Here is a 13,401-nt window from a genome sequence, read left to right as displayed (position 1 = left end):
TTAGCAGATCCGTTTTCCGTTTCCGCCACCCGCTGGAGCGGGCTGCCGGTCCGTTCTTCGCTTTCGCGTTTCCCTTTCCGGCGGTTCCGACTCTACCAGATCCTTTCGGGCCTGATTCCCAGTCAGAGTGGGTTGCCTTCCCGGCTGTTGGGCCGTTCCGACGAGTGAGACTTTAGCGGATTCCCCGCCGCCGACGCTAATCGGGCGGCTCGTGCTCAAACCTTCGAACACGGATTCCTCATTTCGCAGAAACGCACGGAAAGCAGAACGGCACGGAGAAGTGCCGTCGGCTTGAGTGGTTCTTGCGGAATGGCTGTCCGGGGCCGACCGGGGTCGGTGCTCACGTCGGACAACTCGGAGAACACTACGGATCGGCCAAACCCATGTCAACCCGGGGCCTGAGGCGTACTCTCTCCGCATGACTACGCATGCGCGCACCCTCCAGTGGTGGGCCGCCTGACGGCGGCCGCGCACACGCATGCAGTCAGCGGCCGCCGCCTCGGCGGCCGTTCGCGTATCCCCCTCCGGGTGCCGGCCGTCGAGCCGGCGGTCGTCTCCGACCACGAGCAGCACCGAACCAGGAGTGAGGGAGAGAACGCATGAGGAAGCGGATCTTCAGTGGGGTCAAGCCGACCGGGCATCTGACGCTGGGCAACTACCTCGGAGCCGTACGGCAGTGGGTGGAGGTCGACCAGTACGCGGCGGACGCGCTCTTCAGCGTCGTCGATCTGCACGCTCTGACGGTGGAGCACGATCCGGCGCGGGTGCGCCGGCTCAGTCGGCAGGCGGCCACGTTGTTGCTGGCGGCCGGGCTCGATCCGAAGCTGTGCACCGTCTTCGTACAGAGTCACGTGGATGAGCACACCAGGCTGTCGTACCTGCTGGAGTGCACGGCCACGGACGGCGAGCTGCGGCGGATGATCCAGTACAAGGAGAAGGGCGAGCGGGCGCGGGCCACCGGGGAGAGTGTGCGGCTGTCGTTGCTGACGTACCCGGTGCTGATGGCGGCCGACATCCTCGCGTACCGGACGGACGAGGTGCCGGTGGGTGAGGACCAGCGGCAGCATGTGGAGCTGACCCGGGACCTGGCGGTGCGGTTCAACCAGCGGTACGGGCATGTGTTCACCGTGCCCAAGGCGACGTCTCCCGCGGTGGCGGCGCGCGTCATGGATCTGCAGGACCCGCGGTCGAAGATGGGGAAGTCGCACGAGAACACGGCGGGGATCGTCTATCTGCTGGACGACGCGGACACGGTCCGGCGGAAGATCATGCGGGCGGTGACCGACAGCGGGCGCGAGGTGGAGTACGACCGGGAGGCCAGGCCGGGCGTCGCGAACCTGCTCGATGTGCTGGCCGCTTCGACGGGTGGGGATCCGGAGGCGCTGGCCGGTGCGTACGAGTCGTACGGATCCCTGAAGAAGGACACGGCGGACGCGGTGGTCGAGCTGCTGAGGCCGGTGCGGGAGCGGCACGCGGAGCTGGCGGCCGATCCGGGACATGTGGATCAGGTGCTGAAGGAGGGGGCCGAGCGGGCCCGGGGGATGGCGCGGCCGGTGGTGGACAGCGCCTACCGGGCGGTCGGGCTGTTGCCGGCCGGGTGACAGGACGTAGGGGAAGGGAGCGGCCGCCGGGGTTCGGGGACCCCGGCGGGTCGCGGTCGGTCAGCCGTTGCCGGAGGCGAGTTCGCGGCTGCGGTCGCGGGCGGCCTCCAGGGCGGCGATCAGTGCCGCGCGTACGCCGTGGTTCTCCAGCTCGCGGATGGCGCTGATGGTGGTGCCGGCCGGGGAGGTCACGGCCTCCCGGAGCTTGACCGGGTGCTCGCCGCTGTCGCGGAGCATCACGGCGGCGCCGATGGCGGCCTGGACGATCAGGTCGTGGGCCTGGGCGCGGGGCAGGCCGAGGAGGATGCCGGCGTCGGTCATGGCTTCGACGAGGAAGTAGAAGTAGGCCGGTCCCGAGCCGGAGAGGGCGGTGGCGGCGTCCTGCTGGGACTCGGGGACGCGCAGCGTCTTGCCGACGCCGCCGAAGATCTCCTCGGCGTGGGCGAGGTGCTCGAGGGTGGCGTGGCTGCCGGCCGAGATCACGGACATGCCCTCGTCGACGAGGACGGGGGTGTTGGGCATGACGCGGACGACGGGGGTGTCGGCGGCGAGGCGGTCCTCGATGAAGGAGGTGGGGATACCCGCGGCGGCGCTGATGACGAGACGGTCGGCGGTGACGTGGGGGGCGAGTTCGTCGAGGAGGCGCCCCATGTCCTGCGGCTTCACGGCGAGGATGAGGGTGTCGGCGCGCTTGGCGGCTTCGGCGTTGGTGACGGGCTCGACGCCGTAGCGGGAGCGGAGTTCCTCGGCGCGTTCGGTGCGGCGGGCGGTGACCAGGAGGTTGGCGGGGCGCCAGCCGGCTCGGATCATGCCGCTGAGGAGCGCTTCACCGATCTTGCCGGTGCCGAGGACTGCGACGGTCTGGGTCATGGCTCTGTTCACCTCGCCGTGGGTACGTATGTGCCGCCATCCTCGCACCGCGCGCCGTCGGTCGGGGCAGGTGTCCGAGGGGCGGTCACGCCATGGGGTCAGGCGGTGGGGTCAGCGGCGGGGGGTCAGGCGGTGCGGCGTCGGAGGGTGGCGGCGCCGAGGGCGAGGACGAGGAGGGCGCAGCCCGTCACGACGAGCGCGTCGCGGACGAAGGCGCCGGTGACGTCGGGGTGGCGGAGGACTTCGTTCATGCCGCCGACGGCGTACGACATGGGCAGCGCGTCGGAGATCGCTTCCAGGACGGGGTGCATCCGGTCGCGCGGGGTGAACAGGCCGCACAGGAGCAGCTGGGGGAAGATCACGGCCGGCATGAACTGGACGGCCTGGAATTCGGAGGCGGCGAAGGCGGAGACGAAGAGGCCGAGGGCGGTGCCGAGGAGGGCGTCGAGGAGGGCGACGAGGAGGAGCAGCCAGGGCGAGCCGACCACGTCGAGGCCGAGGAGCCAGAGGGCGAGGCCGGTGGCGAGGGCCGACTGGACGACGGCGAGGAGGCCGAAGGCGAGGGCGTAGCCGGCGATGAGGTCGCCTTTGCCGAGGGGCATGGCGAGGAGGCGTTCCAGGGTGCCGGAGGTGCGTTCGCGCAGGGTGGCGATCGAGGTCACCAGGAACATGGTGATCAGCGGGAAGATGCCGAGCAGCGAGGCGCCGATGCTGTCGAAGGTGCGCGGGCTTCCGTCGAAGACGTACCGGAGCAGGAGGAGCATCAGGCACGGAACGATGAGCATCAGGGCGATCGAGCGGGGGTCGTGGCGCAGCTGACGCAGGACGCGGGCGGCGGTGGCGAGGGTGCGGGCGCTGTTCATCGGTGGGCCTCCTCGGTGTGTACGGCCGCGCGGGCGGCGGCGGCGTCGACGAGGTGCAGGAAGGCGTCTTCGACGGTGGCGGTGTCGTTGCGGCGGCGCAGGGCCTCGGGGGTGTCGTCGGCGAGGATCTCGCCCTCGCGCATGAGGAGGAGGCGGTGGCAGCGTTCGGCCTCGTCCATGACGTGGGAGGAGACGAGGATCGTCGCGCCGCGGTCGGCGGCGATGCGGTGGAAGAGGTTCCACAGGTCGCGGCGGAGGACGGGGTCGAGGCCGACGGTCGGTTCGTCGAGGACGAGGAGCTCGGGGGTGCCGAGGAGGGCGACGGCGAGGGAGACGCGGCTGCGCTGGCCGCCGGAGAGCCGGCCGGCGAGGGCGTCGGCGTGCGAGTCGAGATCGACGTCCCGGATGGCCCGGTCGACGGCGGTGCGGCGCTCGTCGCGGTGGGCGCGGCCGGGGAGGAGGACGGAGGCGAAGTAGTCGAGGTTCTGGGCGACGGTGAGGTCGTCGTAGACGGACGGCGCCTGGGTGACGTAGCCGACGCGGGACCGCAGAGCGGCGTCGCCGGCGGGGTGGCCGAGGACGTCGAGGGTGCCGGTGACCTTGCCCTGGGTGCCGACGACGGCCCGCATGAGAGTGGATTTGCCGCAGCCGGAGGGGCCGAGGAGGCCGGTGATCTGTCCGGGTGGGACGACGAAGTCGAGACCGCGCAGGACGGTGCGGTCGCCGCGGACGACGGTGAGGCGGCGGGCGACGATCGCGCCTACCGCGGCTCGCTCGGAGTAATTCACCATGTGATGAATAATGCGCGCGGGGCTGGGGGGCGTCAAGCGGTTGGGGGGCGGGGCGCCGGCGGAGGGTGCACGCGGGGGCCTGCGTCGGGGCGGGGGAGCCTGCGCCCGTGAGGGTCCGCCCTCGGCGCGCCGGACGGCGGCTGCCGGTGGGGCTACCGCGGGGCCTGCGTCGGCGCGGGGGCCGGCGGGCGGGGCTGCACGCGGGGGCAAGCCCCAACGGGGCTTGGCCTCCCTTACGGGCCCGCCCACGCTGCGGGCCTGCCCACGCGGCCCCTAATCCGCCCCTGGGGAGTCGCCCGCTGGGACACGCGCGGGGCCCGCCCCGACGGGGCCGCCCCCGCCGCAGGGCCTGGCCGACGCCCCGTCCTTCCGCACCCGGCCAGGGCCGGTGGCGTCCTCGTTACTTTCGCTTCTGCTTCTTGCGGGACGCCGGGTTGCCCGTGCGGGAGCCGCGGCGCTTCTCGTAGCGGGCGCGGGCCGTGTCGTATTCGGTGCGGAGGAGCTTTTCGCCGGGGGCCTCCATGAAGCAGCGGAGGGCGTAGGCGAGGAGGGAGCCGATGAAGCCGATGGCCTTGAGGCTGCGCAGGGACTCGTCGCGCGCGGGGTCGGTGGGGCGGCGGACGAAGCCCTCCCAGGTCTTGCGGAAGGCGATCGCGCTGCAGATCGCGAACATGACGATCACGAGGGTGTTGACGAAACCGCCGACCTCGGCGATCTCCAGCCCTTGGTAGCCGAAGCGCAGGACGAGACATCCCGCCGCCGCGGCGGCGAGCGCGCCGACCGCGAGGCCGGCGCGGCGCAGTCCGTAGTGGCCGTCGTGGTCCACCCAGGTCGTACCGAAGAAGCGGATCGTCTCCGGCCGCGGCCCGGCGGCGGCGCTGTCGGTGCCGCCGCCCTTGGGGGTGCGGGGTTCCTCGGGCCGGAAAGTACGGTCGTCGTCGCTCACGAGGTCGATTATCCCCGGGCGGCCCGTAAGGGGTCAGCCGCAGCGACGCGCGACGTAACCGTCGCTGCCCGTCTTCACATACGCGTCCGAGATGAACTCCCCCGGCGCGATGTTGTCCCAGATGTTGGTCGTGCCGTACGGGCCGGAGATCCATTCGCCCGGCGTCTGGCAGTAGATGGCCACCCGCACGTCGAGGGCGAGCGTCCGCACGATCCGGTACTGCGTGCCCGGCCCCGAACGGACGTTGACCCGGTAGCCCGGGGCCACCGGGTAGCGGGTCACGCTCATCGTGGTCACCCCGTCCGGTTGCGCGGCGACCGTCGATCCGCTCATCTCGTCCACGCCCATGGCGTCCTCCCCCGTCGGCGCAGAAGCGCTGCGCTGCGATTCACTCTCTGCGACGCGCAGGCTAGCAAGCCCCACCGGTCCCGCGGGCACCATGGACTAGGCTCCGTGCGTCGCGCACGCGCGTGAACACAACGGGGAACCACACGGGGGTTGGCTATGCCGCCGTTGCGCGGTACCGGCGCGGACCGGGAAGCGGAAGAACCTGAGTACGCCGGCGAATACCGTCTCCAGGCCTGCCTCGGCGCGGGCGGCATGGGAGTGGTGCATCTGGCCACCTCCGCCTCCGGGTTGCGGCTCGCCGTCAAGGTCGTCCACGGGCAGTACGCGGAGGACCCGGAGTTCAGGGCACGGTTCCGCCAGGAGGTGGCCGCCGCCCGCCGGGTGAGCGGTGCCTTCACCGCGCCCGTCGTGGACGCCGATCCCGACGCCGTGCGCCCCTGGATGGCGACGCTGTACGTCCCCGGCCCCACCCTCGCCGACCAGGTCAAGCGGAACGGCCCCCTCGCCCCCGCCGAGCTGCGCCGGCTGACCGCGGGGCTCGCGGAGGCGCTGCGCGACATCCACCGGGCGGGGGTCGTGCACCGGGACCTCAAGCCCAGCAACGTACTGCTCACCGACACCGGGCCCAAGGTGATCGACTTCGGCATCTCCCGGCCCCTGGACAGCGATCTGCGCACGGAGACGGGGAAGTTGATCGGGTCGCCGCCCTTCATGGCGCCCGAGCAGTTCCAGCGGCCCCGTGAGGTCGGGCCGGCGGCGGACGTCTTCGCGCTCGGCTCCGTCCTGGTGCACGCGGCGACCGGCCACGGCCCGTTCGACTCCGACAGCGCGTACATCGTGGCGTACCAGGTCGTCCACGACGAGCCGGACCTGACGGGTGTGCCGGCCGAGCTCGCGCCGCTCGTCGCGCGCTGTCTCGCGAAGGAGCCCGCCGAGCGTCCGACGCCCGCCGAGATCATGGCGGCGCTGCTGCCTCCGTCGTACGAGGCGGCGGCGTTCATACCCGCGCAGCGGCGGCCGCTCACCCTGCCCGAACCGGGGCCGGGGTCCGCGCCGTCCTGGGACGCGGACACACCCGTACGGGTCGCGGCGCCGGCCCCGCGCCGCCGGCGGCTCCGTCTGCCCGTCGTCGCGACCGCGCTCGCCGTCGCCCTGGCGGCCGGCGGCCTGACGGTGGCTCTCCGGTCGGGCGGCGGCGCCCCCACGCCCGCTCCCGACAAGGCCGAGGTGGCCGCGGTCTTCACCGGCTGGCAGACCCCGCTGCAGAAGCGGGGCGCCTCCGCAGCCCCGGCCTGCGCCTCCACCGGCGGCGCGCTGTTCTGCTCGGCCCGCGGCACCGGCCTGGCCCGCCTCGACCCGGTGACCGGCCGGGTCCTCTGGTCACGGCAGGCCGACGTCGGCCACGCCGTCTCCGCGCCGGTCGCGTTCGGCGGCCTGGTCGGCGTCGTCACGGCCGACGGCACCCTGCGTACGTACGAGAAGGAGCGGGGTGCTCCCGGGTGGGACACCGGGGGCGCGCGCCCGGGTGGCGCCACGCCCGCCGGAGACACCCTGATCTTCCCGGCGGGCTCGGCAGCCGTCAGGGCCGTCGACGGTGCGACGGGAGAACAGCGCTGGCAGCGCGCCCTGCCCGGGTTCAAAGCACCCCGCTTCGGGCCCTACGACCCCGCGACCGGCCTCCTGCCCGTGTTCGAGACGGCGTCCGGCGGCACGCACACGCTCCTCGGGGCGCTGCGGCCGGAGACGGGCGAGGTCGTCTGGGGGAAGCGGTTGGACGGAAACCTGGTGCCCGTGGGCACGGGCGGCGGCGGTGCGCTGTTCCTGCGCTCAGCCGACAGCGACTCGCAGATCGACGCCGTCGTCCGCTACGACCCGGCGCGGGGGTCCGCCCGCCGTGTCCCGCTGCCGTACCGGATGGACGAACCGAGGATCAGCGTGCGGGGCGACACCGTCCATCTCCTCACGCCGACCGGTCGGCTGGTCGCCCTCGACACCGCCGCTCCGGGCGGCCGTGTCCTGTGGGAGTTGGAGACCGCCGCCGGGAACGTCTCCGCGCCCGTCGTCGGCGCCGGTGACCGGCTCTATCTGTCCGCGTCGGACGGGCGGCTGCTCGCCGTCGACACCGCGCGGGGCGCGCTGCTCGGGCAGACCGAGCCGCGGCTGCGCGACGGCAGGCTCGGGTACGCGGCCACGGTTCCGGCGCCGGTCGTGTACGGGGACCGGGTGTTCGGGACCGCGCCCGACGGATCGGTGTTCGCCGTGGACGGGCGGGACCCCGGCGCCTGGTGAGGGACCGGGGTGCGGGGGGCCTGGCCCACGGGGTGAACCGCTGGCGCGGGAGCTGGCCCCCGGCCCCGGGGTGCGGGGCCAGGGCGCGGGGAAATGGACCCCGGCCCTCAGGGTGCGGCGCCCCGGCGCACGGAGCCACCCGGCCCGATCGCGTCCGTACCTCGTCGTGCGCCTCAACCCGGCCCGATCGCGTCCCGGAGCGCGCCGTGCGCCTCAGCCCAGGCGGGTCACGTCACGGACCGCGCCCTTGTCGGCGCTCGTCGCCATCGCCGCGTACGCCCGCAGCGCCGCCGAGACCTTGCGCTCGCGGTTCTTCGGGGCGTAGACGCCGCCCAGTGCCTCGCGGCGGGCCGCCAGCGTCTCCTCGTCGACGAGGAGCTCGATCGAGCGGCTCGGGATGTCGATACGGATCCGGTCGCCGTCCTCGACCAGCGCGATCGTGCCGCCGGACGCCGCCTCCGGCGACGCGTGACCGATCGAGAGACCCGACGTACCGCCGGAGAAGCGGCCGTCGGTGACCAGAGCGCATGCCTTGCCGAGGCCGCGGCCCTTCAGGTACGAGGTCGGGTAGAGCATCTCCTGCATGCCGGGGCCGCCCTTGGGGCCCTCGTAGCGGATGACGACGACGTCGCCCTCCTTGACCTGCTGCGTCAGGATCTTCTGGACGGCCTCGTCCTGCGACTCGCAGACGACGGCCGGACCCTCGAAGGTCCAAATCGACTCGTCGACACCGGCCGTCTTCACGACGCAGCCGTCCACGGCGAGGTTGCCGCGCAGGACCGCGAGACCGCCGTCCTTGGAGTACGCGTGGGCCGCGTCGCGGATGCAGCCGCCGGCCGCGTCCGTGTCCAGGCTCTCCCACCGCTCCGACTGCGAGAACGCGGTCGCGGAGCGGACGCAGCCGGGGGCGGCGTGCCACAGCTCGACGGCCTCCTCGGACGGGGAGCCGCCGCGCACGTCCCAGGTCTCCAGCCACTCCTTGACGGAGCGGGAGTGGACGGTGTGGACGTCCTCGTTGAGGAGCCCGGCGCGGTACAGCTCGCCCAGGATGGCGGGGATGCCGCCGGCGCGGTGCACGTCCTCCATGTAGTACGTGCCGCCGGGCGCCACGTTCGGGGCGACCTTGGCCAGGCACGGCACGCGGCGCGAGACCGCGTCCATGTCGGACAGGCCGTACTCCAGCTCGGCCTCCTGGGCGGCGGCGAGCAGGTGCAGGATCGTGTTGGTCGAGCCGCCCATGGCGATGTCGAGGGCCATGGCGTTGTCGAAGGCCGCGCGGGTGGCGATGGAGCGCGGCAGGACGGAGTCGTCGTCCTCGTCGTAGTAGCGCCGGGTGATGTCGACGACCGTGCGGGCGGCGTTCTCGTACAGCGCCTTGCGGGCGGTGTGGGTGGCGAGGACGGAGCCGTTGCCCGGCAGGGAGAGGCCGATGGCCTCCGTCAGGCAGTTCATCGAGTTGGCGGTGAACATGCCGGAACACGAGCCGCAGGTCGGACAGGCGTTCTCCTCGATACGGAGCATGTCCGCGTCGGAGATCTTGTCGTTGACGGCCTCCGACATCGCGTCGACCAGGTCGAGCGTACGGACCGTGCCGTCGACCAGGGTGGCCTTGCCTGACTCCATGGGGCCGCCGGAGACGAAGACCGTCGGGATGTTGAGGCGCAGGGCGGCCATCAGCATGCCGGGGGTGATCTTGTCGCAGTTGGAGATGCAGATCAGGGCGTCGGCGCAGTGCGCCTCGACCATGTACTCCACGCTGTCCGCGATCAGGTCGCGGGAGGGCAGGGAGTAGAGCATGCCGCCGTGGCCCATGGCGATGCCGTCGTCGACGGCGATCGTGTTGAACTCGCGCGGGATGGCTCCGGCGGCGGTGATGGCCTCGGAGACGATCCGGCCGACCGGCTGGAGGTGGGTGTGGCCGGGGACGAACTCGGTGAAGGAGTTGGCGACGGCGATGATCGGCTTCCGGCCGATGTCCGCGCCGGGTACACCGGAGGCGCGCATAAGGGCGCGTGCGCCCGCCATGTTGCGGCCGTGGGTGACAGTGCGGGACCTCAGCTCAGGCATCGTCGCTCGCTCCTCGTGATGGGTGTGCTTGCTTTCGAGCGTACGCCGACGCTCCAAGATCTGGACAGGGTGTCCGTATGCCGGACCGGTTGTTCAGCTTTCGGTCAGCGGGGCGGCACGGGCGGGCCGGTGGCTCGCGCTCAGGCTTCCGTCAGGTACCGCTGGAGGGTCGGAGCCACCTGGGCCACGATCTCCTCCGGGTCCGCGGAGGCCAGCGGCTCCACCTGGATGACGTACCGCAGGATCACCACGCCGATCATCTGCGAGGCGGCGAGCTCCGCGCGGAACTTCGGGTCCGGTACGCGCAGGTCGGCGGCCACCCGCTCCAGCAGGCGGCGCAGGACGAAGCCGCGCAGCACCTTGGCCGCCGCCTCGTGGGTGAGGGCGGAGCGGATGATCGCCAGCAGCGGGGCACGGGTCGTGGGGTTCTCCCAGACGCCGATGAAGTAGCGGGCGAGGCGCTCGCCGATGCCTTCGAGCGGGCCGCCGAGGACGGCGGGGATGACGAGAGCGGGCTCGAAGGAGACCTCGATGGCGGCGGCGAAGACCTCGTCCTTCGTACCGAAGTAATGGTGCACCAGCGCCGGGTCCACGCCGGCCGCCTTGGCGATGCCGCGGACGGAGGTCTTGTCGTAGCCGCGGTCGGCGAACTGCGCGCGGGCCGCCTCCAGGATCCGCTCCCGCGCGCCGGGGCCGCTGTCCTCGGCGGTACGGGAGGGGCGGCCGCGCCGGCGCGGGGCCGGTCCGGTCATGAGCGCGGGACCCGGCGCCGGGGCGTCGCGGTCGACGAGGCGAGGTGGAGCCGGGTGAAGGCCAGGGCCTCGGCGAGGTCGGCCTCGCGTTCGGCGGCGGACATCGCGCGGCGGGTGTTGACCTCGATGACGACATGGCCGTCGAAGCCGGTGAGCGCGAGGCGCTCCAGGACCTCGGCGCAGGGCTGGGTGCCGCGGCCGGGGACCAGGTGCTCGTCCTTGGCGGAGCCCCTGCCGTCGGCGAGGTGGACGTGGCCCAGGCGGTCGCCCATGCGGTCGACCATGGCGAGGGCGTCGGTGCGGGCGGTCGCGGTGTGCGAGAGGTCGACCGTGAAGTGGCGGTAGTCGTCCTTGGTGACGTCCCACTCGGGGGCGTACGCGAGCATCTCGCGGTCCTTGTACCGCCAGGGGTACATGTTCTCGACGGCGAACCGGACGTCGGTCTCGTCGGCCATCCGCCAGATGCCGGTGACGAAGTCGCGGGCGTAGTGGCGCTGCCAGCGGAACGGCGGGTGCACGACGACGGTGGAGGCGCCGAGCTTCTCGGCGGCCGCCTGGGCGCGCTGGAGCTTGACCCAGGGGTCGGTGGACCAGACGCGCTGGGTGATGAGGAGGCAGGGGGCGTGGACGGCGAGGATCGGGACCTGGTGGTAGTCCGAGAGCCGGCGCAGGGCCTCGATGTCCTGGCTGACGGGGTCGGTCCAGACCATGACCTCGACACCGTCGTAGCCGAGGCGCGCGGCGATCTCGAAGGCCGTCGCCGTCGACTCCGGATAGACCGAGGCCGTCGACAGGGCGACCTTCGCATCCGGGATGCGCACCACTGGTTCTGCCACGAAGGACAGGGTACGGGGCCGACCGCGACACCGTGGAGGCGGTTCCGGTCACTCGGGGGCCGCGCGGCCCGTTACGGGGAGGCGACCGCACGCCCATGCGCAACCCGCGGGTGGTCCAGGGCGGCCTACTCCGGCGGGAGGTGGTCCAGGCGGCGCAGGATCACGCCCTCGCGGAGTGCCCAGGGGCAGATCTCCAGGTCGTCCACGCCGAAGAGGTCCATCGCACCCTCGGCGACGAGCGCTCCGGCCAGGAGCTGGGGGGCGCGGCCCTCCGAGACGCCGGGGAGGCCGGCGCGTTCCCGGACCGTCATGGCGGCGAGCTTGGGGACCCACTCCTCCAGGGACTTGCGGGTGAGGTCGCGCTGGACGTACAGCCCTTCGCCGGAGCCGGGCGCGCCAGCGATCCGGGCCAGCTGCTTGAAGGTCTTGGAGGTGGCCACGACATGGTCCGGCTTGCCGAAGCGGGTGAATTCACCGACCGTACGGGCGATCTGAGCGCGTACATGGCGACGCAGCGCCTTCACGTCCGCCGCCTCGGCCGGATCGCCGGGCAGCCAGCCGGCCGTCAGCCTCCCCGCCCCCAGGGGCAGCGAGACGGCCGCGTCCGGCTCCTCGTCTATGCCGTACGCGATCTCCAGCGAGCCGCCGCCGATGTCGAGCACGAGCAGCTTGCCCGCGGACCAGCCGAACCAGCGGCGGGCGGCGAGGAAGGTGAGGCGTGCCTCCTCCTCGCCGGTGAGGACCTGGAGGTCGACGCCGGTCTCCGCCTTGATCAGGGCGAGGACTGCGTCGGCGTTCGTCGCCTCGCGCACCGCCGAGGTCGCGAACGGCAGGACCTCCTCGCAGCCCTTGTCCTCGGCCGCCTGGAGCGCGTCGGTGACCGTGGCGATGAGCCGCTCGATCCCGCTCGGGGTGATGGCTCCGCGCTCGTCGAGGAGTTCGGCGAGACGCAGCTCCGCCTTGTGGGAGTGGGCGGGCAGCGGCCGCGCGCCCGGGTGGGCGTCCACCACCAGCAGGTGCACCGTGTTCGAACCGACGTCGAGGACTCCGAGTCTCATGGGCGGAACGCTACTGCGCCCGCGCGCATACGCTTGTCGTGTGCCAAAGACGAAAAAGGCGAAGCCGGACAAAGCCAGTGGCGGCGACAGTGGCCTCCCGTCCCCCAAAGCTCGCAAGGCCCCCAAGGAGCTTCCGCTCCTCCACCCCAAGAAGCAGGGCAAGGCGCCCGAACCGGACGAGAAGGGCCTCGACTTTCCCCGTGCCTGGGTCGAGTTCCCCGACCCGGCCGACGACGAGCAGGTCTTCCGCTGCGACCTGACCTGGCTGACCTCGCGCTGGAGCTGCGTCTTCGGCAGCGGCTGCCAGGGCATCCAGGCCGGGCGGGCCGACGACGGGTGCTGCACGCTGGGCGCCCACTTCTCCGACGAGGACGACGAGAAGCGGGTCGCCTCGTACGTGGACCGGCTCACCCCGGAGCTGTGGCAGTTCCACGACGTCGGTACGGCGACGGGCTGGACGCAGCTCGACGAGGACGGCGACCGGCAGACCCGCCGCTGGGAGGGGTCCTGCATCTTCCAGAACCGTCCCGGCTTCGCGGGCGGCGCCGGCTGCTCGCTGCACATCCTGGCCCTCAAGGAGGGCAAGGAGCCGCTGGAGACCAAGCCGGACGTCTGCTGGCAGCTGCCGGTGCGGCGCACCTACGAGTGGATCGACCGGCCGGACGACACCCGGATCCTCCAGGTGTCGATCGGCGAGTACGACCGCCGGGGCTGGGGTCCGGGCGGGCACGACCTGCACTGGTGGTGCACGTCGGCGACCTCGGCGCACGGGGCCGGGGAGCCGGTGTACGTGACGTACCGGCCGGAGCTGACCGAGCTGATGGGCAAGGCGGCGTACGACGTACTGGTGGAGCTGTGCGAGGCCCGGCTCGCCTCCGGGCTGCCGCTGGTGGCTCCGCACCCGGCGGACCCGGTGCGATAGGGCGATAGCCGGGGCGCCGGTGGGCCGGGCCGCTGGTCACGTTGCCGTGGTCACGACG

The 13,401-nt window shown here is 72.6% G+C and carries 12 protein-coding genes; 3 read left to right on the top strand and 9 right to left on the bottom strand.

All coding sequences use genetic code 11. From position 1 onward, the window contains the following. Positions 1-599: 599 nt before the first annotated feature. On the top strand, positions 600-1,601 hold the full coding sequence (gene trpS, locus ACIRB4_RS23290; protein WP_403293993.1) for a tryptophan--tRNA ligase: 1,002 nt from the start codon (positions 600-602) through the stop codon (positions 1,599-1,601). 60 nt (positions 1,602-1,661) lie between these two features. Here the strand turns inward: trpS and proC are convergent, their stop codons facing one another. From proC to ACIRB4_RS23265, 5 genes are all read right to left on the bottom strand, one after another. Next, positions 1,662-2,471 carry a pyrroline-5-carboxylate reductase gene (proC, locus tag ACIRB4_RS23285; protein WP_403293992.1) on the bottom strand — a complete coding sequence of 270 codons (810 nt, stop codon included), beginning with the start codon at positions 2,469-2,471 and terminating at the stop codon, positions 1,662-1,664. 125 nt (positions 2,472-2,596) lie between these two features. Beyond that, a complete protein-coding gene (locus tag ACIRB4_RS23280; protein WP_403293990.1) occupies positions 2,597-3,334 on the bottom strand; it encodes an ABC transporter permease in 738 nt (245 codons plus the stop codon). Then, positions 3,331-4,125 carry an ABC transporter ATP-binding protein gene (locus ACIRB4_RS23275; protein ID WP_403293988.1) on the bottom strand — a complete coding sequence of 265 codons (795 nt, stop codon included), beginning with the start codon at positions 4,123-4,125 and terminating at the stop codon, positions 3,331-3,333. The genes ACIRB4_RS23280 and ACIRB4_RS23275 overlap by 4 nt, the downstream gene beginning before the upstream one ends. A gap of 400 nt (positions 4,126-4,525) precedes the next feature. Then, entirely contained in the window at positions 4,526-5,071 is a 546-nt protein-coding gene (locus tag ACIRB4_RS23270; protein ID WP_403293987.1) for a hypothetical protein, read from the bottom strand. 33 nt (positions 5,072-5,104) lie between these two features. After that, on the bottom strand, positions 5,105-5,419 hold the full coding sequence (locus tag ACIRB4_RS23265; protein WP_403293986.1) for an SH3 domain-containing protein: 315 nt from the start codon (positions 5,417-5,419) through the stop codon (positions 5,105-5,107). A gap of 156 nt (positions 5,420-5,575) precedes the next feature. On the opposite strand from ACIRB4_RS23265, the gene ACIRB4_RS23260 reads away from it, so the two are divergent. Next, complete coding sequence (locus ACIRB4_RS23260; RefSeq protein ID WP_403293984.1) at positions 5,576-7,708, top strand: PQQ-binding-like beta-propeller repeat protein; 2,133 nt, start codon at positions 5,576-5,578, stop codon at positions 7,706-7,708. Positions 7,709-7,921: 213 nt separating this feature from the next. On the opposite strand, the gene ilvD is transcribed toward ACIRB4_RS23260, so the two are convergent. From ilvD to ACIRB4_RS23240, 4 genes are all read right to left on the bottom strand, one after another. Then, a complete protein-coding gene (gene ilvD, locus ACIRB4_RS23255; RefSeq protein ID WP_403293983.1) occupies positions 7,922-9,775 on the bottom strand; it encodes a dihydroxy-acid dehydratase in 1,854 nt (617 codons plus the stop codon). 140 nt (positions 9,776-9,915) lie between these two features. Continuing rightward, on the bottom strand, positions 9,916-10,527 hold the full coding sequence (locus ACIRB4_RS23250; RefSeq protein WP_403293982.1) for a TetR family transcriptional regulator: 612 nt from the start codon (positions 10,525-10,527) through the stop codon (positions 9,916-9,918). Next, positions 10,524-11,363 carry a sugar phosphate isomerase/epimerase family protein gene (locus ACIRB4_RS23245; protein ID WP_403293980.1) on the bottom strand — a complete coding sequence of 280 codons (840 nt, stop codon included), beginning with the start codon at positions 11,361-11,363 and terminating at the stop codon, positions 10,524-10,526. The genes ACIRB4_RS23250 and ACIRB4_RS23245 overlap by 4 nt, the downstream gene beginning before the upstream one ends. 125 nt (positions 11,364-11,488) lie before the next feature. Then, complete coding sequence (locus ACIRB4_RS23240) at positions 11,489-12,421, bottom strand: Ppx/GppA family phosphatase (protein WP_403293979.1); 933 nt, start codon at positions 12,419-12,421, stop codon at positions 11,489-11,491. 40 nt (positions 12,422-12,461) lie between these two features. On the opposite strand from ACIRB4_RS23240, the gene ACIRB4_RS23235 reads away from it, so the two are divergent. Beyond that, the gene (locus ACIRB4_RS23235) at positions 12,462-13,343 is read left to right on the top strand and encodes a hypothetical protein (RefSeq protein ID WP_403293978.1); all 882 of its coding nucleotides are present in this window, start codon (positions 12,462-12,464) and stop codon (positions 13,341-13,343) included. The last annotated feature ends 58 nt before the right edge of the window (positions 13,344-13,401 follow it).

The organism is Streptomyces sp. NPDC093600 (genome assembly GCF_044764755.1).
Classification (GTDB): Bacteria; Actinomycetota; Actinomycetes; order Streptomycetales; family Streptomycetaceae; genus Streptomyces.
This window is presented reverse-complemented; position numbering and strand designations above follow the sequence as displayed.